The following is a 16657-nucleotide window of genomic DNA, read 5'->3' as shown; positions in this document are numbered from 1 at the left end:
TGGAACAGATGGCCCGCGCAAAGCTACAAGAACGACTGGATGCGATCACTGGGCGAGATCGGCGGGCAGAGGCACTGAAAAGCGCCGGCTCGCTGTGAAATCGCGGTCGCACGCTGCAGAGTTTACCGCTGGCGCTGGTCAATCTTAGGAATGATCTCCATGCCTTGTGCGATTATTGACCTGGACCTGATGTATATCGGCTGCCAAGACCCCACGTCTACTGTATCCGCACAGTAATCCTGCGCGGTGTTATGGAGGGAATGCCGATGAGCGCCCCGTATAAACCGAAGCCCGAACAGAAAGACATTCAACCAAGTGACCAGTCGGAGCAGGTGAAGACCCCGAAGCAGGACGGGGAGAAGAACAAAGAGCCCGCCTCGACAGATCAAAACGCCAGCTGAATACAAAAAATGTCTCGATAGAACGCTGGGAGAATGAGGGTGGGCTTCTGCCTTCCAGCCTTATTGCAGCTCTGGCAATAGCATCCAATTAGCCGGCGGGGTAAAACCCGCCGATCTCTATATCAAGCACTCGTCAGGTCAGAATAACTTACGGAGAAAATATGTCGCGAAAGAAAAGCCCGAGTTCGCCATATGGACAAGCATACACAGCGAAAGAGACAATGCTTGATCGAACCACGACGGTTGCCAAGAAAATTGTAGAGGAACAGCAGCGGCGCCAACGTGATCTGAACGTTAAGCTTAAAGCTGCTCGCATTGAAAAAGAGGCTGCGGAAGCAACGTTGTCGACTCCCGTTCAACCTACCCCCAAAAGTCGAAAGAAACCCTAATTTACGCCGGGCTCATTCAGCTTTAGCATCAACCGCAATCACCCATCCCGTCTGTAATATTGGATTCCGCATCGATCGTGCATGATCAGATTATCATAGCGAACGAACTGCCACCCCTGTTCGATCGCTTTCGCGCATCCCATCTCCGCCGCGAACTTGGTTAGCGCACTCGGCGGATGATCCGTCCCGGAAATCTCATGGAACCGTTCTTTGCGATAGCGCCCATGACAGTTGCAAATCTCGCATTTCACCTCAATCCACTTCATACAGCCTTGCTCACCACCACCCGAAACACTGTCAATCCCCGATATTAACTCAGATGTTCTTGACGTCCAGTTACAGTATCACTTGGTGGCAACGTTCAGGATCAAGGATGATGAACCGGAGTAAATAGAGAAAGATTGATAGCCGGAGTGCCTATGAGGAAATTCATCCGAGGACGAAGCGCCCACGCCATCCTTTATCTTTTGGGTGCCGCAGTCCTTGTCATCATCTTGTTGGACTGGTGGTTTGACTGAGGCATCCCAATGGGGCACGGGCCAGACTTCGGCTATCGTTGATGGGCCATAGTTGATTGAGGAAGAATAATGACCGAGATCACCGAACACCACGAAGAAACGCCCGATCAGTACGAAAGCGCCATTGAGCAGCTTTACCGCTTGCTTGTGATGGCATGCGAGCATCGCGGATCGATCGCCAGCAAAAATGAGATGATGAACTGGCTGCTGAAGGCCGCTGACGAGAAGCACAGGCAAGGCGACTACGGAGCGGAGCGGATACTTGAGAGGCTGGCGGGCAGAACGCTGGACGAGTGACTGAACACCGCCCACATATATTGCTCCTGCGATCATCATTCGATCATCACGCTGTCGGGGTTCGTCCACCGGGATCAGTTGTTCGCGAGATGCCATTGTCCGGAATGCGGGAGGATTGGAGCGGTGAGCCGCACGAGGCAGCGGGACATGCCTTCGATATCCTTCCCGCCATCGAGCGGGGCTTTTCATGGACATTTCCACTCGTTGCCCATCGGTACAGCGTTGGATATATGCTGTCCGCAACGGGCTTCATAACCCCGTTGGTTCAGACTAACCCGCGCTGGACCCCCATCTAGCGCGGGATTTTTATGCGTAATTCTGCGTAGGTAATCTTACGGATAGCGTGCAACTGGACGTCCAAGGTACGTCACCGGTGCGTGGGCTTTGGCAGCCCGTGTGTCCAAGCTTAACCCGCGCTGGCTCTCTGGCGCGGGCTTTTTCATGCGCACAGCCCTACATACCTACAGGGACTGCAAACGAATAGGTGTCATAAGACAGTAGCTTCGGCGCAGGAGGAAGGGGAGATGCCTTCATTATCCTGCGCTTGAACTCTATCACAATCTGATCGTCTCTAGGCGCCGAACTCCTAATATCAACGACCGTCCCGTCACGTTTAACTGTGATGTACAGGTAGTATTCTGAGCCGTCGTGCCAGTATATATCAACAGGAGGCTGGCTGATTGCCTCGAGTATGGCCTTAGAGATTTCGCCTCCCCAATCGGTAACGAGCGAACGCTTGTCAGCCTGGGCCGTGCCACTCGCCATAGCAAGTGCCAAAGCAAAAACCAGTTTCCTCATGTACTCTCTCCGTAAACGCGACAGATTACTGCGCGATTGTAGCAGCCAGATCAGGCACGAAAACCGATGAAGGACGGTCCTATACAGGCAGATTTACCACGCGCTGTCATACCCCTGTCATTAGTATTCCTCATATAAGTGCTGTTTCCAAACATGCTTTTCTCATCACCTAATGGCCCGCGCTCCCATTAGCGCGGGCTTTTCCATGCATAAACGGCGGGTTTTACCCCGCCGAATTTAACTTGGCATTAACGCCGCGACTGCGATCAAGCTAGAAGGTATAAGGCCTCCCTCATCCTCCCAGCGCCGCACCGCATGATCTTTTCGATCAACCGGGAAGCCGACTCCCGGAAGGCTTCTTATCGTTATCGCCTTGCTGTTTGGGGTCTTTTACCGGCTCCGCCTGATTTTGTTGCGGCTCGGTTTTCTGATCGGGGTGGTTTTTTTCCGGGGTGCTCATGAGAGGCCCTCCATAACACCGCGCAGGATTACTGTGCGGATACCTTACACATGGGGACATTGAGGGCGGTTTACATCAGGCTCTGATCAGTGATCGCGCAACACGCGGGTATCGCTCAAAAGATTATTCCGGAGTAGATGGATCGCCTCCCAAGCGCGGACCTTTTATGCGCAGTTACCCATCAGGAACATTTCCGGCGGTCCGATGTTGTTATAGTGGGCGCAGAGCAGTCCTGAACCCTCCGCCCCCTGTGTCTCCCTGTCACAGGATGGCCTTTTGAGCAGAGGCCGAGATTGTCTGCGCCGGTCTTCCGGCGCGGGCTTTTCATAGGCCGATCTCATTCGCCGGCTTCTCCAGCGCCTCGATCGTTGCGTCATAGGTGCCCTTAGCCTTGGGGAACTTCGCTCGCTGACCGCGGTAAAAGGCCAGTTGCTTCGGCAGTTCTTCGACCGGAAATATTCCGGACCAGTACCGTCCGGTCAGGATAAATGTCTTGTCGTCATGTGTCGCTTTCATGGGGCGGTAATGGCGCGCCTCCTCGCCCGCGGCAACCGGATTCAAACTACCGGCACGATTCGGACAAGAACGGAACCAGAATCACTGTGCCAATTCTGTGCCACAACATGATACATGTTCTTGCCTCGTTCTGCCACATCAGAGCTGATGTCAGATTTGGTGTGGCAGATAAATTTCTTATAATTCAGAGTTACTTAGATGGTGACCCCGACAGGATTCGAACCTGTAACCTGCCCCTTAGGAGGGGGCTGCTCTATCCAGTTGAGCCACGGGGCCTTATGCTGGTGTTTAGGCCGGCCAGTATCCCAATGGCAAGGTTGTCCTGTCAGTTGATGTCCGCTAACATATAAATGATAGCAAATTTTCATTGGACAGAAATGAACAATCCCCGCTCTCGCCGCTCGTTGACCTTGCGTGATGTTTCCGAAGCGTCCGGGGTGTCCGAGATGACGGTCAGCCGTGTTCTGCGAAATCGGGGGGATGTTTCGGCGGCAACGCGGGAAAAGGTCCTGACCGCCGCGAAAACATTGGGCTATGTGCCGAACAAGATTGCCGGAGGGCTGGCAAGCCAAAGGGTCAATCTGATTGCGGTGGTCATTCCTTCATTGTCGAATCTCGTATTTCCCGATGTTCTGGGCGGGGTCTCGGCCGAGTTGGACGATACCGGGTTGCAGCCCGTGGTCGGGGTAACGAATTACTCTCCGGCACGGGAAGAGATGGTCCTTTACGACATGCTGTCATGGCGGCCCTCGGGCGTCATTCTTGCAGGGCTGGAACATAGCAAGGCCTCGCGAGCGATGCTTGCCAATTCCGGCATCCCGGTTATCGAAATCATGGATACGGACGGCGAAGCAGTCGATACGATCGTCGGAATTTCGCATATCCGGGCCGGACGCGAGATGGCCGAACGGTTGCTTGCGGCAGGCTATCGCCGGATCGGTTTTGTCGGCACCCATATGCCCGAAGATCACCGCGCCCGTAAACGCATGGAAGGATTCGAGCAGGGACTGGCCGCCGCCGGCGTGCAGCTTGCGGGGCGGGAATATTATCAGGGCGGCTCATCGCTTCTGAAAGGCCGGGAACTGACCGAACGAATCCTGACCCGCGCGCCTGATCTGGATTTTCTTTATTACTCCAACGACATGATAGGCGCAGGGGGTTTACTGCACTGTCTGGACAAAGGCTATAACATTCCCAACCAATTGGGGCTTGCAGGCTTCAATGGGGTGGATTTGCTGGACGGCCTGCCGATGCGCCTGGCGACGACCGACGCACGACGGGTGGAAATCGGACGGCGTGCCGCGCGACTTGTTGCAGGGAAGGAAGCGCCGCCGGAAGGGCGCGTCATTCAGCTGGCCCCAACATTCATGCCCGGGGACACCATCCGTTAAGGGCTGTTCCCATGATCCTGATCCCACGGTATCGGCCATTCCGGCCCGGTAGAATATCGCATGCAGTTAATCGCGATGCTCTTCTTGGTCATTGCAATCCGAACCGCATTGCGGAACGGGATCGAAGCCCTGCCCTCCCCAGGGATGACACCGCGCAATGCGCCGCAGGGTCAGCCAGCCGCCTCGAAACGCGCCGTGACGCTGAAGCGCCTCAAGCGCATAGGCAGAGCAAGTGGGCTGGAAGCGGCAGCCATGCCCCACCCAAGGTGACCCGATCAGTCGATAAGCCCGGACCGGCAGAGCAAAAAGATGAGCAAGCGGGCTCATTTATGCACCTTGCGCAATGCCCGGGTCAAATCGTCGCAAAGCGAGGCAAATTCGCGGCTGACCGTGGTTTCGGGGCGACCAATCAGGACATAATCCCAACCTCGCCGGGCAGTGCTGGCCAGGATGTGCCGCGCAACCTCGCGCAGCCGGCGCTTGGCCCGGTTTCGCGTAACGGCATTGCCGATCTTCTTCGAGCAGGTAAAACCGACCCGCGCCGGCCCGTCATCACCGCGATCCCGCGCCTGTAGAAGAAAACCCGGCATCGGCTGACGGCGTGCACGCGCTGCGGCCAGAAAATCAGCACGTTTCCGGATGATCACAGGCATCTTGCACTGATGCGGATTGTTATCCATGCGAAAAGCCGCCATGCCATCATCCGGGGACCGAGTATTGGTACAAGGATGGGGCAAGGGCGGCATGTTCGGGCCTTTTACCGGCAGGGCAAAAGCCCTCCGGAATGAATCAGGCCGAAAGACGCTTGCGGCCTTTGGCACGGCGGGCATTCAGCACGCGGCGGCCACCTTTGGTGGCCATACGGGCGCGAAAGCCGTGACGGCGCGCACGAACAAGGTTCGACGGTTGAAAAGTGCGCTTCATATTCCTGTCTCCGGGTCGTAGCTTGCGGTTGGCGGCAGACGACAAGGCAGCCTGAAAGCACCGCCCCGCACGATAACCGCCGGTTGTCTGAAGCCCGCTGGATAGTGCAAGCCGGTTACTGCGTCAACCGTTGAAATGCCTGCGGCAGCTTGACGCAACAAGATCCGGGAACTCTGAGCCTGCCTGTTTCGTTCGATATGTAAAAATCGCGTTCGCGTGATTACATAGCAGCCGAAGCGCACAGAACCGAGAGAAGATGAAACTGAATACCATCTCTGGCCGATTCGCTGCATTGACGATCATCTTCGTCATACTGGCAGAAATATTCATTCTTTTGCCAGCATTGTCGAATTATCGCCTGGACTATCTTGAATCGCGACTGGAACGCGCCCAGATCGCCAGCCTCGCGCTGCTGGCGACTGATGACGCTCTGGCCAGTGACCTGGAATCCGAGCTTTTGCAGAATGCCGGAGTATTCAACGTGGTCCTGCGGCGTGACGACATCCGGCAGCTTGTGCTTTCGTCACCGATACCGGGGCCTGTTATCGAAACCTATGATCTGCGTGAGACCCGTCCCTGGCAATCTATCACAGACGCAATGGGAACGCTGGCCGAAAGCAGGGATCAGGTGATTCGCGTGATCGGCGCACCGGTCAATCAGGCCGGGCAGTTGATCGAGATCACCATGCAGACCGCTCCGCTGCGAAGCGGAATGATAGATTTCGGCCTGCGCATTCTGGTGACATCCGCCGCCTTCTCCATTCTGACGGCCATCCTGCTGAACCTTGCCGCGCAGCGCCTGATTCTGGTTCCCATCCGCCGCGTCATCAGCAACCTTTCGGCCTATGCCGAAGCGCCGGACGATCCGCGCCATATCATTACCCCGGACGCGCGGCTTGTCGAATTGCGCAATGCCGAAATCGCGCTTGAGGCGATGCAGAAGACCGTCACTTCTTCGCTGAAGCAAAAGGAGCGTCTGGCGCAGCTTGGACAGGCGGTTGCCAAAATCAGCCATGACCTGCGCAATATTCTGACCACCGCACAGATTTTTGCCGACCGGCTGGAAGACAGTGCCGATCCCAAGGTCAGGCGGGCGGCGCCGAAGCTGCTCAACTCGATTTCCCGCGCCGTGACCCTGTGCGAAACCACCCTCGCCTTCGGCAAGGCGGAAGAGCCTGCGCCATCCCTGTCGCGGTTCAATCTGGCCCAGCTCGCCGCCGAGGTCATCGAAGCGGAAACCCTGGCCGCTCCGGAGCCGGGGCTGGTCGAGTATCTGACGGATATCCCGGCAAGCCTGATGATTCGGGCAGATCGCGATCAACTGTACCGGGTGCTCAGCAATCTGACGAGAAATGCCCGGCAGGCGCTTGAGGGAACCGGGCAACCCGGCCTGATCGAGATCGGCGCGGGTGAAAGTGACAGCGAATGGTGGATTCGCATTGGCGACGATGGCCCCGGTCTGCCCGACAAGGCGCGGGAATATCTGTTCCAGCCATTCACCAGCAGCGTACGCAAGGGCGGAACCGGCCTCGGCATGGCGATCGCGGCGGATCTGGTGCGCAGTCACGGTGGGCGGCTGGAACTCCTGCGCAGCGACGCGGAAGGCAGCGAATTCATGATACGCATCCCCCGCGAGGTGAATGCTCCGCTCCTATCGCGCCCTGAGTCGCGCCCGGACACTGCGCGCTGATCATTTACCGAATTTTTCTTACCATTCCCCCTTGCGCATCCAAGGCCACATCGTTAGATCACCCCCCTACAGCGGACCCGTAGCTCAGCTGGATAGAGCACCAGACTACGAATCTGGGGGTCGGGCGTTCGAATCGTCCCGGGTCCGCCATTTAGCCTCTTTTATCGTCTGTCAGATATTTCTGGCTTTCCGTCAGATTTCTGACCCAAAGGGCACCTGAACCGGGGTCAGGTCATCGGTGCGAAGAGTCCTTTGCCGCCGTTAGTCTTTACAGATAGGATGCCAGTTGACTGAGCTTGGGAGTTGGCATGAAGTTTTGGCCACTAATTGCGATCTTCCTGCTATCTGCCTGCTTGGATGAGAACATCGCTGATCATTTTGTAGCTGATGGAAGCGTAGAAAGCCTCACCGTTGTCGCGAGTGAATCACAGGTCTTTACGTGCGTGGTGGCGATCTATCGCGCTACCCCTGCCGCTGGACCTCCTGAATTAGCACAAAACTTCGAGCCTTGGAGCATCAATCCTCTGACTGAGCGTGTCCATGAGATGGCGATTGAGATACGCGTGCTTGGCAATGCGGACGAATGCTGGAACAATAAAATCCGCAAGGTGACCGGCTCTCATAGCCTTTGGGAATACCTTGAGGCGGCGAGCCCGATGAACTCATTTGATCACGGCGGAAATGTTGCGCTGTTCGATCCGCAGCGCAATCTCTTCATCGCGTTCACAGGCTGAATGTCAACTCTGTCCCGCATCACAGGCACAGTGAGTCAGCGTTGCTTGACGATTGGGGTGGAAGTGCCTGACGGTCCTGGCCGTCAGGCACAGAAAATCCTCGGCCCGTGAGTCAATAATCTCTGGAAGCTGACATCTCTTGCCGTGATCGACGCGAAAAACCCGTTACCGCCCGCTGTCTTCGTCGGCATCCGCACCCCCCTTTGCAAATCATCGATCAAGCTCTGCTGCCGCCAATTCCGCAACATCCAGATCGATCTTTGCCATAGGATCATCGTCATTCAGGTACCAGGCGGCCGACAATCCAGTCCATGCAAGGATCCATTGCAACAGGCGCAGCCGATCCAGCTTTGCCGCTTCGGCGACCACGTTCAGGCGGCGGGCGAAGCAGCCCGGTTCACGCGCGACGGGGCGGCTTGGATCACTCAGGTCAGGATTGGTGAAGATATTGGCGAAATCGAAACCACGCTCGCCAAACAGAGCGTGGGGATCAATGACAAGCCAGCCACGCGCCCCGAAATCAAGCACATTATCATGGTGCAGGTCTCCATGAAGAACCCCGCATTCGCGCGGCTCGGCAAGCAGCGATCGGGCAGTTTCCGCACAGCGCATAAGGATCCCGCCATATTTCACGGCGGCAGGTTCAAGGTCGCGGAACCAGTATTCCAAAGGTGCCAGATCCGGCAGAATCCCGGAACGTGTGGTATGTAGGTCTGCAGCGGTCGCGCATAGAATACGGCAGGCCTCATCGTCATATCCACCGCGAGCCATATCCGCCAAGGATCGCGAAGCTTCGGCCCGCTCCATAAGCAGGGCCGCCTGATCTCTTGCAAAAACCTTGGCCGCGCCTTCCCCGCGCCACCACTCCAACAGCGCGGCACCTCGCCGAACGTCCTCGTTGGAGGTCAGTTTAAGCATGGCTGGCTTGTCGCGCCACAGCACCGGAAGCAAAGCAGCGGACGGGGTAACGACTGGCTTTCCGTCGCGAACAAGGTCCCAATGACCCAGATAAGGTTCGAACATGGGTACTCTCCGGCTCCGGCGATCAAGGGCAATTGCCTTCCTGCAGCGGCAATCTCATAAAACGCCCGGCTGCGCAAACCGGCGCGCTGCCCCCTCCCGCATCACAGGAAATGATCCAAAGGCAGAGCAGATGACCTGTTTCCCGGGATTTGACGTGGCGTTCCAATGCGGTTACCCGAGTAAACCCTTGCCGATGATCATTGGTTTATCCCATTCTGGCAATCAATGAGCAAAGCCCCCCTATGGGCTTTGAAGGAGGGGGAAACGATGGGCCGATTCAGCAGCTATGAAGACCGCGACCGTGTCGAAGCCGAAATGCCGTTCGACAGACGGGATCTGCCTGTAACATTATACGGGTTTCTGAAAGACACCGCACATCGTTTCCCATCCCGTCCCGCCCTCAGCTTTCAGCTTCTTTCGGGCGCGAACGATCATGCCACGACGCTGAGCTGGCGCGAATTTCTCGCCCGCGTCACCCAGACCGCCAATCTGTTCCGCAGCCTGGGCGTCGGGCCGGGTGACACGGTCGCCTATCTTCTGCCAAACAGTATCGAGACACCGGTGATTCTGGTGGCCGGGGCGACGGCGGGGATCGTCAATCCGATCAATCCGCTTCTCGATCCCGAGCAGATTGCCGGTATCCTGCGGGAAACCAACGCCAAGGTGCTGGTTACGCTAAAAGCGTTCCCCAAGACCGACATCGCCCAGAAAACCGCCCAGGCGGTTGCGCAAGCGCCGAATATCACTCATGTCCTCGAGGTGGATCTGAACCGGCATCTGACCGGGCTGAAGCGCTTCATCGTTCCCTTGATCCGGCCAAAGGTCACAACCGTCCACAAGGCGCAGATTCTGGATTTCAATGACGCGGCCGACAAGCAGGACGGCACCGCCCTGCGCTTCGAGGATGTTCAGCAGGACCGGGTCGCCGCCTATTTTCATACCGGCGGCACCACCGGTATGCCCAAGCTGGCGCAGCATAAATATTCCGGCATGATCTATAACGGCTGGCTGGGCGGCACTCTGCTCTTTGATGAAACCGATGTGCTGATGTGCCCGCTGCCGATGTTTCATGTCTTCGCCGCTTATCCGATCCTGATGTCCTGTATCGCCTCGGGGGCGCATGTCATCATGCCGACTCCGGCCGGCTATCGCGGCGAGGGCGTATTCGACAATTTCTGGAAACTGATCGAACGCTGGCGCTGTACCTTCCTGATCACCGTGCCAACGGCCATTTCGGCTCTGATGCAGCGCAAAGTCGATGCCGATGTTTCTTCGCTGAAAACCGCGATTTCCGGCTCGGCACCGTTGCCGCTAGAGCTTTATAACCGCTTCCGGCAGGCCACCGGGGTCGAGATCGCCGAAGGTTACGGGCTGACCGAGGCGACCTGTCTGGTCAGTTGCAATCCCGTGGACGGGCTGAAGAAGGTCGGCTCTGTCGGGATTCCCCTGCCCTATACCCATGTCCGCATTCTGAACCATGACGATGCGGGCAATGTGCATGAATGCGCCACCGATGAGGTGGGCGAGATCTGCATCGCCAATCCCGGCGTCATCCCCGGCTCGACCTATACCGAGGCCGACAAGAACCACGGGCTGTTCACCGAGGATGTCTATCTGCGCACCGGCGATCTGGGGCGGATCGATCCGGATGGTTATCTGTGGATCACCGGACGGGCCAAGGATCTGATCATTCGCGGCGGCCATAACATCGACCCGGCCGAGTTGGAGGACGGATTGCTGAGCCATCCCGACGTTGCCTTTGCCGGCGCGATCGGCCAGCCCGACAGTTTCGCGGGCGAACTGCCTTGCGCCTATGTCGAACTGGTTTCCGGCAGCGCGGTAACGGTCGAGGAGTTGATGGAACATGCACGCGCACATATCCACGAACGTGCGGCGATTCCGAAATATATCGAAATCCTGCCCGAACTCCCCAAAACGGCGGTCGGGAAGATCTTCAAGCCCGATCTGCGAAAGCTTGCGATCATTCGGATTTACAACGAAGTTCTGGACGGCACCGGGGCCAGCGTTGCCGAAGTGATCGACGACAAGAAGCGTGGCCTCGTCGCGCGCCTGACGCGCGGCGATACCGTGGATGAGGCCGAGGTGGCACGCCGTCTTGGAGAACATACACGGCCCTGGGAATGGGTATGAATCCAATCGGGTAAAGCCGGCCGCTGCCCCCGGAGCCCGCGGATATGTGGGTGACGAAGAAAAGGCGCAATATGGCTGACCGCCGGAAGGAAGAGCCCGATAGCCACGGGATCAGGATCATTCGGCGATACTTTCGGTCAGAACAGAACCCGCTAGCCGTTCTTCCGGAATGGCCCCCAATCCGTCAGCAATTCTATCTCTTCCCCCATCGCTTCGCGCTCCTGATCGAGATAGCTGGCCACCGCGCGCAGAAAGCCTTCGTCGCGCAGCCAGTGCAATGAATGGATTTCGGCGGGAAGATAGCCCCGTGCCAGCTTATGCTCACCCTGCGCCCCTGCCTCGACGCGGGTGAGACCGTGCAGGATCGCGTAGTCGATGGCCTGATGATAGCATAGTTCGAAATGCAGGAAGGCGTGATCCTCGACACAGCCCCAGTAGCGGCCGTAAATCGCGTCAGGGCCGATGAAGTTCAGTGCCCCGGCAATGGGTTCTCCGTCCCGCTCGGCAAGAACAAGCAGCACATCGTCCCGCATGCTGTCCTGAATATGGTCGAAAAAGGCGCGGGTCAGATAGGGCTGCCCCCATTTGCGGCTACCCGTGTCCTGATAGAAGTTCCAGAAAGCATCCCAGTGCCGCGGTTCCAGCCGATCCCCGGTCAGTTGGACGATATCGCCGCCGAATGCCTGCGCCCGTGCGCGTTCCTTGCGGATCGCCTTTCGCTTCCGCGATGACAATTCCGTCAGAAACGCGTCGAAACTGGCATAGCCGCGATTGAACCAGTGAAACTGCTGGGTGACGCGCGGCAGATAGCCTGCGGTCTCCCCCAAGGTCACCTCATCCTCGTCGCAGAAGGTTACGTGCACGCCGGAACACCCGGCCCGCTCCGCGATCTGCATCATGCCCGCCAGAAGCGCCCGCTTCACCTCGGAATCAGAGGCCAGCAGGCGCGGCCCGCTGACCGGGGTAAAGGGGGTGGCGCATTGCAGCTTGGGATAGTATCGCCCGCCGGCGCGCATATAGGCCTGTGCCCATGCGTGGTCGAAGATATATTCGCCCTGACTATGCGACTTCGCGTAAAGAGGCGCAGCCCCGACAATCTCACCCGCGCATTCGACGGTCAGATGCAAAGGCTGCCAGCCGGTGCCGGGGCCGACAGAGCCCGAGCGCTCAAGAGCGTCAAGGAAACGATGCGTCGTGAAAGGGTTGCTTCCGCCCAGCCGGTCCCAGGTTTCAGCCGGGATTTCGGCGATGGCGGCATGGGTGGTCAGGGTGAAAGATGTGCTCATGCCGGAAATCTATGTCCTCGCGTGGCGAATGTCAGTGCCTGAGCGACAAAACAGAACGCACAGCACCAAATAAGGGCTTCGGCATATCCGCCACAACATGCGCCCCGACATCGCGACATAGCAGAAGAGCGCATAGATTTACCTTGCAATTCCTGTCGAAAACGCAGAGTTGCAGATCATGCAAATCGACCTTGAAACACGCCGGGATGCGATCGGCATTGGCTGGATGCTGTTGACCGGTTTTTGTTTCGTGGCCGTCAATGCCATCGTGCGTGGTCTGGAGGGCGCGCTGCCGGCGCCTCAGGCGGCATTCATCCGTTTCGTCTATGGTACGGCTTTCCTGCTTCCTGCGCTGTTACCCGCTCTGAGGCAGGGCTTTTCCGCCAGTCTCTGGCGGCTTTTTGCCTTGCGAGGTCTATTGCATGTCCTGGCGGTCATCGCATGGTTTTATGCCATGGCACGGATAACCGTCGCAGAAGTAACCGCAATCGGCTTTCTCAACCCGATCATGGTGACTGTCGGCGCGGCGCTTTTTCTGGGCGAAAAACTCGCGGCCCGTCGCATTGCCGCCATCGGCGTTGCCTTGCTGGGCGCGGTTATCGTGCTGCGTCCGGGAATTCGCGAGCTGGATCCCGGGCATCTGTCGCAACTGGGCGCCGCCGTGATGTTCGGCGGCTCTTATCTGCTGGCCAAACGCCTGACGGCCATGATCTCTCCGGCGGCGGTTGTGGCGATGTTGTCGCTGACTTGCATGATCGGGCTTATCCCGCTGACGATCATCGTCTGGGTGCCCCCGACCCTCGGCCAGCTTGGCTGGCTGGGACTGGTCGCCCTGTTCGGCACATGCGGGCATTACGCCATGACCCGCGCGTTCGCCGCCGCACCGATGACCGTGACGCAGCCGGTGACCTTCCTGCAACTGATCTGGGCAAGCATGGTCGGTGTGTTCATCTTCCATGAACCGCTGGACGAATGGGTCATTCTGGGCGGCGGGCTGATGATCGGCGCCATCTCCTATATCACCTGGCGCGAGGCCCGGATCCGCGCAAGAACGAAGACACCTCCGGTCAACGCGACCAAAGGATAACGCCGATCCTGCCGGATTTTCGGATCAGGATCGTAAAGATATTTACCATTCGTAAAATAATCTGGAATATTCCCGATAAAGATCACGAGCGCGAGGTTATCCCATGCCCCCGACATACGATCCGAATGGCCCCTCGGGTATCGGAGGATGGCTGATATTGCCGCTGTTGGGTCTTATTGCGGCAGCGGCGTCGACTGGCTTCAATCTGGTTCAGGCATTCATGCAATGGGACAGTATCGGCGCGATCATCCAGGGTAACGAGCCCTCGCTCTTGTATTTACGCCTGCCCGTGATCGCTTCGCTTGCGATCGGGCTCCTGGCATTCGCGCTGGCATTATTTTGCCTTTATCTCATGCTGACCCGCTCTTCACGGACACCCAACTGGATGATCGGCTATTACCTGTTCGGAGTGGTGGTTGCCGTGGTGGAATATCTTGCAACCCGCGCCATCACGCCGTCAGAGGCTTCGACCATGATTTACAGCCTGTCCGGCGCGGTAATCGGATTATTCATCTGGATTCCCTATTTCCGCGTTTCGAAACGGGTTGCCAACACGTTCAGGCAAACCGATGCCGAGGAAACCCGGCAGATTTTCACCTGAACGCGTCTTTCATCGGTTCTGCCAGAGGGCGGCGTGGCGGTTGACGTCCTTGTATAGAAGATAGCGGAACCGACCCGGGCCGCCGGCATAACAGGCCTGCGGGCAGAAGGCGCGCAGCCACATGAAATCACCCGGGCCGACCTCGGCCCAGTCGCGGTTCAGGCGATAGACGGCCTTGCCCTCCAGCACGAACAGGCCATGTTCCATCACATGGGTCTCGGCAAAGGGGATCGAGCCGCCGGGCTGCAGCGTGACGATGGTGATATGCATGTCATGGCGCAGATCGGTCGGATCCATGAACCGCGTCGTGGCCCATGCGCCAGCCGTATCGGGCATGGGCGAGGGCGGGATGTCCTGCTCTTGCGTGACGATGGGATCGGGCCGGTCGACGCCATTGCAGGGCTGCCAGCGTTTGCGCCACCAGTGAAAGCCGGCATTGCCGGACGCGCGGTTATGCACCTGCCATGGCATGCCCGGAGGGATATAGGCGAAGCCGCCGGGCGTCAGCAGGTGATCGGTGCCGTCGATCGTCACGCAGATTTCTCCGCCGGTGACGAACAGCGCGTGCTGCACCTCGGGATCGTCATCGGGCTGATCGCTGCCACCGCCTTCGGCCAGTTCCACGATATACTGGCTGAAGGTCTCGGCGAACCCCGAAAGCGGGCGGGCCAGAACCCACATGCGCATCCCTGTCCAGCCGGGCAGATAGCTGGTGACGATATCGCGCATCACGGAGCGCGGGACGATTGCATAGGCATCGGTGAAAACTGCCGTGTCGGTGGTCAGACCGCTCTGCGGCGGCAGGCCGGCAACCGGTCCGGCATAGGGGCCCGCCAGTTGCTCTTGTGGCGGTTTCGCCGGGTTGCCAGAGGGGGCTCCTTCGAGGGGCAGATCGGTCATTTCAGAACTTCCTTCAGCCGTAATTCAGCGATGCGCATGACCTGCCGTTCGGCCTCAACACGCTCATTCGGGGTATCGTTTTCAACCCGCGATTTCATGGCGGCAAGAATGCCCGCCTTGTCGTGATCGCGCACGGCGATGATGAACGGGAAGCCATGCTTTCCGGTATATAGCTCGTTCAAGCGGGTGAACTCGGAATGCTCGGCATCGGTCAGTGCGTCCAGCCCGGCGCTTGCCTGCTCGGCTGTGCTTTCGGCGGTCAGCCGTTTGGCAGCAGCCAGTTTGCCCGCCAGATCCGGGTGAGCGGTCAGAACACCCAACCGCTCTGAGTCCGAGGCAGAGCGGAAGATCTGCGCCATCCTTGCGGCAAGCCCTTCTGTGCAATCATGGACCGCGCCCATCTCACCATCCCAGACCCGTTCCGCGATGAAGGGCGAATGTTCGTAAATGCCACCGAATGTCTTGATGAAATCCTCACGTTCCATCCGCGAGGGCCGCAAAATCTTTGTGTAGGGATGCACCTCTTTCCAATGCCGCGCGATATCCAGACGGGTGGCGAACCACACACCCTCATGTGCGCGGGCATGTTCGATGAAACGGCGCACGGCCTCGGCCCGGGCCGGGCGGCCAGCCAGACGGCAATGCAGCCCGATGGACAGCATCTTCGGCGCACCTTCACATCCTTCGCGGTAAAGATTGTCGAAAGCGTCGCGCAGATAAAGAAAGAATTCCTCGCCATTGGTGAAACCGCCATTGGCAAAGCGCATGTCATTGGCATCCAGCGTATAGGGCACCATCAATTGCGGGCGGTCATTATGAATATGCCAGAAGGGCAGTTCATCGGCATAGGTATCCGCCAGATATTCAAAGCCGCCCTCTTCGCAGCCAAGCGGCACCGTGTTGACCGATGCGCGTCCCTGATAGAATCCCAACGGACGGCTGCCCGTCACTTCGGTATGAATACGGATCGCTTCGGCGATATGCTGTTCCTCAGTTTCGCGGGGCACATCCTTGTATTCGATCCATTTATAGCCATGGGTCGCCATTTCCCATCCGGCATCCATCATCGCACGGGCCTGTTCCGGACTACGCTGAAGCGCCGTCGCCACGCCGTAAACGGTGACAGGAATGTCGCGCAGAATACGGTGCAACCGCCAGAATCCCGCGCGTGCGCCGTAATCATAGATCGTTTCCATATTCCAGTGACGCTGGCCGGGCCAAGGCTGCGCGCCCACGATCTCGGACAGGAATCCTTCCGAGGCGGCATCGCCATGCTCGATGCTGTTCTCGCCGCCCTCCTCGTAATTCACTACGATCTGAACGGCGATCTTCGCGCCGCCGGGCCATTGCGGATCCGGAGTTTTTTCGCCATATCCTCGCATGTCGCGGCTGTAGCGCATCTTGCCTGTCCTTCGGTTGCTGCTCCGGCCCCAGCAAACAGCTTCGGCCGCTGCCGGACAAGCGGGCAAAGCCAGAATTCTGTATCAATGA

At 58.1% G+C, this 16657-nt stretch carries 18 protein-coding genes and 2 tRNA genes; 9 read left to right on the top strand and 11 right to left on the bottom strand.

Going from position 1 to position 16657, the window contains the following annotated elements:
* Positions 1–266 precede the first annotated feature (266 nt).
* Together Q0601_RS00570 and Q0601_RS00565 are read left to right on the top strand one after the other, a co-directional pair.
* Positions 267–401, top strand: a complete 135-nt coding sequence (locus Q0601_RS00570; RefSeq protein WP_305286008.1) for a hypothetical protein — start codon at positions 267–269, stop codon at positions 399–401.
* Between the two features lie 976 nt (positions 402–1377).
* Positions 1378–1605 (top strand): hypothetical protein, encoded by a 228-nt coding sequence (locus Q0601_RS00565; RefSeq protein ID WP_305286006.1) that lies wholly within the window; start codon positions 1378–1380, stop codon positions 1603–1605.
* A gap of 453 nt (positions 1606–2058) precedes the next feature.
* Here the strand turns inward: Q0601_RS00565 and Q0601_RS00560 are convergent, their stop codons facing one another.
* The 4 genes from Q0601_RS00560 to Q0601_RS00545 form a co-directional block, all read right to left on the bottom strand.
* On the bottom strand, positions 2059–2403 hold the full coding sequence (locus Q0601_RS00560; protein WP_305286004.1) for an energy transducer TonB: 345 nt from the start codon (positions 2401–2403) through the stop codon (positions 2059–2061).
* Between the two features lie 328 nt (positions 2404–2731).
* Entirely contained in the window at positions 2732–2863 is a 132-nt protein-coding gene (locus Q0601_RS00555) for a hypothetical protein (protein WP_305286003.1), read from the bottom strand.
* Positions 2864–3187: 324 nt separating this feature from the next.
* Positions 3188–3379, bottom strand: coding sequence for a hypothetical protein (locus tag Q0601_RS00550; protein WP_305286001.1), 192 nt, complete (start codon positions 3377–3379; stop codon positions 3188–3190).
* 199 nt (positions 3380–3578) lie between these two features.
* A tRNA-Arg gene (locus Q0601_RS00545) sits at positions 3579–3655 on the bottom strand.
* 101 nt (positions 3656–3756) lie between these two features.
* On the opposite strand from Q0601_RS00545, the gene Q0601_RS00540 reads away from it, so the two are divergent.
* On the top strand, positions 3757–4770 hold the full coding sequence (locus tag Q0601_RS00540; protein WP_305285999.1) for a LacI family DNA-binding transcriptional regulator: 1014 nt from the start codon (positions 3757–3759) through the stop codon (positions 4768–4770).
* Positions 4771–4836: 66 nt separating this feature from the next.
* Here the strand turns inward: Q0601_RS00540 and yidD are convergent, their stop codons facing one another.
* From yidD to rpmH, 3 genes are all read right to left on the bottom strand, one after another.
* Entirely contained in the window at positions 4837–5097 is a 261-nt protein-coding gene (yidD, locus tag Q0601_RS00535; RefSeq protein WP_305285997.1) for a membrane protein insertion efficiency factor YidD, read from the bottom strand.
* The gene (rnpA, locus tag Q0601_RS00530) at positions 5094–5465 is read right to left on the bottom strand and encodes a ribonuclease P protein component (protein ID WP_305285995.1); all 372 of its coding nucleotides are present in this window, start codon (positions 5463–5465) and stop codon (positions 5094–5096) included. The genes yidD and rnpA overlap by 4 nt, the downstream gene beginning before the upstream one ends.
* A gap of 94 nt (positions 5466–5559) precedes the next feature.
* Entirely contained in the window at positions 5560–5694 is a 135-nt protein-coding gene (gene rpmH / locus Q0601_RS00525) for a 50S ribosomal protein L34 (RefSeq protein WP_028725980.1), read from the bottom strand.
* Between the two features lie 256 nt (positions 5695–5950).
* On the opposite strand from rpmH, the gene Q0601_RS00520 reads away from it, so the two are divergent.
* From Q0601_RS00520 to Q0601_RS00510, 3 genes are all read left to right on the top strand, one after another.
* Positions 5951–7384, top strand: a complete 1434-nt coding sequence (locus Q0601_RS00520; protein ID WP_305285982.1) for a sensor histidine kinase — start codon at positions 5951–5953, stop codon at positions 7382–7384.
* A 73-nt stretch (positions 7385–7457) separates the two neighbouring features.
* Positions 7458–7534, top strand: a tRNA-Arg gene (locus tag Q0601_RS00515).
* A 158-nt stretch (positions 7535–7692) separates the two neighbouring features.
* Positions 7693–8118, top strand: coding sequence for a hypothetical protein (locus Q0601_RS00510; protein ID WP_305285980.1), 426 nt, complete (start codon positions 7693–7695; stop codon positions 8116–8118).
* A gap of 210 nt (positions 8119–8328) precedes the next feature.
* Here Q0601_RS00510 and Q0601_RS00505 read toward each other — a convergent pair whose 3' ends face one another.
* Positions 8329–9141: an aminoglycoside phosphotransferase family protein gene (locus tag Q0601_RS00505; protein WP_305285978.1), complete on the bottom strand. Its 813-nt coding sequence runs from the start codon at positions 9139–9141 to the stop codon at positions 8329–8331.
* A gap of 267 nt (positions 9142–9408) precedes the next feature.
* On the opposite strand from Q0601_RS00505, the gene Q0601_RS00500 reads away from it, so the two are divergent.
* The gene (locus Q0601_RS00500) at positions 9409–11292 is read left to right on the top strand and encodes an acyl-CoA synthetase (protein WP_305285976.1); all 1884 of its coding nucleotides are present in this window, start codon (positions 9409–9411) and stop codon (positions 11290–11292) included.
* A 152-nt stretch (positions 11293–11444) separates the two neighbouring features.
* Here the strand turns inward: Q0601_RS00500 and Q0601_RS00495 are convergent, their stop codons facing one another.
* Positions 11445–12578 (bottom strand): GNAT family N-acetyltransferase, encoded by a 1134-nt coding sequence (locus Q0601_RS00495; RefSeq protein ID WP_305285974.1) that lies wholly within the window; start codon positions 12576–12578, stop codon positions 11445–11447.
* A gap of 178 nt (positions 12579–12756) precedes the next feature.
* On the opposite strand from Q0601_RS00495, the gene Q0601_RS00490 reads away from it, so the two are divergent.
* Both Q0601_RS00490 and Q0601_RS00485 read left to right on the top strand, forming a co-directional pair.
* Positions 12757–13665 carry a DMT family transporter gene (locus Q0601_RS00490; RefSeq protein WP_305285972.1) on the top strand — a complete coding sequence of 303 codons (909 nt, stop codon included), beginning with the start codon at positions 12757–12759 and terminating at the stop codon, positions 13663–13665.
* Between the two features lie 103 nt (positions 13666–13768).
* Positions 13769–14266, top strand: coding sequence for a DUF2569 domain-containing protein (locus Q0601_RS00485; protein WP_305285970.1), 498 nt, complete (start codon positions 13769–13771; stop codon positions 14264–14266).
* A 9-nt stretch (positions 14267–14275) separates the two neighbouring features.
* On the opposite strand, the gene Q0601_RS00480 is transcribed toward Q0601_RS00485, so the two are convergent.
* Together Q0601_RS00480 and puuE are read right to left on the bottom strand one after the other, a co-directional pair.
* Positions 14276–15166 (bottom strand): bifunctional allantoicase/(S)-ureidoglycine aminohydrolase, encoded by an 891-nt coding sequence (locus Q0601_RS00480; RefSeq protein WP_305285968.1) that lies wholly within the window; start codon positions 15164–15166, stop codon positions 14276–14278.
* Positions 15163–16566 carry an allantoinase PuuE gene (puuE, locus tag Q0601_RS00475; protein ID WP_305285966.1) on the bottom strand — a complete coding sequence of 468 codons (1404 nt, stop codon included), beginning with the start codon at positions 16564–16566 and terminating at the stop codon, positions 15163–15165. Before puuE ends, Q0601_RS00480 begins: the two co-directional genes overlap by 4 nt.
* Positions 16567–16657 lie beyond the last annotated feature (91 nt).

The sequence above is a fragment of the Paracoccus wurundjeri genome (genome assembly GCF_030678915.1).
GTDB classification, from domain to species: domain Bacteria; phylum Pseudomonadota; class Alphaproteobacteria; order Rhodobacterales; family Rhodobacteraceae; genus Paracoccus; species Paracoccus onubensis_A.
Note: the sequence above shows the minus strand (reverse complement) of the source record. Positions and strands in the feature narration are given on the sequence as shown.

What these genes read in the sequence shown, in the direction of transcription:
- yidD (WP_305285997.1), bottom strand. Translation starts at nt 5,097, where the DNA reads ATGAGCCCGCTTGCTCATCTTTTTGCTCTGCCGGTCCGGGCTTATCGA.
- Q0601_RS00480 (WP_305285968.1), bottom strand. Translation starts at nt 15,166, where the DNA reads ATGACCGATCTGCCCCTCGAAGGAGCCCCCTCTGGCAACCCGGCGAAA.
- Q0601_RS00565 (WP_305286006.1), top strand. Translation starts at nt 1,378, where the DNA reads ATGACCGAGATCACCGAACACCACGAAGAAACGCCCGATCAGTACGAA.
- Q0601_RS00520 (WP_305285982.1), top strand. Translation starts at nt 5,951, where the DNA reads ATGAAACTGAATACCATCTCTGGCCGATTCGCTGCATTGACGATCATC.
- Q0601_RS00485 (WP_305285970.1), top strand. Translation starts at nt 13,769, where the DNA reads ATGCCCCCGACATACGATCCGAATGGCCCCTCGGGTATCGGAGGATGG.
- Q0601_RS00495 (WP_305285974.1), bottom strand. Translation starts at nt 12,578, where the DNA reads ATGAGCACATCTTTCACCCTGACCACCCATGCCGCCATCGCCGAAATC.
- puuE (WP_305285966.1), bottom strand. Translation starts at nt 16,566, where the DNA reads ATGCGCTACAGCCGCGACATGCGAGGATATGGCGAAAAAACTCCGGAT.
- Q0601_RS00570 (WP_305286008.1), top strand. Translation starts at nt 267, where the DNA reads ATGAGCGCCCCGTATAAACCGAAGCCCGAACAGAAAGACATTCAACCA.
- Q0601_RS00505 (WP_305285978.1), bottom strand. Translation starts at nt 9,141, where the DNA reads ATGTTCGAACCTTATCTGGGTCATTGGGACCTTGTTCGCGACGGAAAG.
- Q0601_RS00490 (WP_305285972.1), top strand. Translation starts at nt 12,757, where the DNA reads ATGCAAATCGACCTTGAAACACGCCGGGATGCGATCGGCATTGGCTGG.
- Q0601_RS00560 (WP_305286004.1), bottom strand. Translation starts at nt 2,403, where the DNA reads ATGAGGAAACTGGTTTTTGCTTTGGCACTTGCTATGGCGAGTGGCACG.
- Q0601_RS00500 (WP_305285976.1), top strand. Translation starts at nt 9,409, where the DNA reads ATGGGCCGATTCAGCAGCTATGAAGACCGCGACCGTGTCGAAGCCGAA.
- Q0601_RS00510 (WP_305285980.1), top strand. Translation starts at nt 7,693, where the DNA reads ATGAAGTTTTGGCCACTAATTGCGATCTTCCTGCTATCTGCCTGCTTG.
- Q0601_RS00540 (WP_305285999.1), top strand. Translation starts at nt 3,757, where the DNA reads ATGAACAATCCCCGCTCTCGCCGCTCGTTGACCTTGCGTGATGTTTCC.
- Q0601_RS00550 (WP_305286001.1), bottom strand. Translation starts at nt 3,379, where the DNA reads ATGAAAGCGACACATGACGACAAGACATTTATCCTGACCGGACGGTAC.
- rpmH (WP_028725980.1), bottom strand. Translation starts at nt 5,694, where the DNA reads ATGAAGCGCACTTTTCAACCGTCGAACCTTGTTCGTGCGCGCCGTCAC.
- rnpA (WP_305285995.1), bottom strand. Translation starts at nt 5,465, where the DNA reads ATGGCGGCTTTTCGCATGGATAACAATCCGCATCAGTGCAAGATGCCT.
- Q0601_RS00555 (WP_305286003.1), bottom strand. Translation starts at nt 2,863, where the DNA reads ATGAGCACCCCGGAAAAAAACCACCCCGATCAGAAAACCGAGCCGCAA.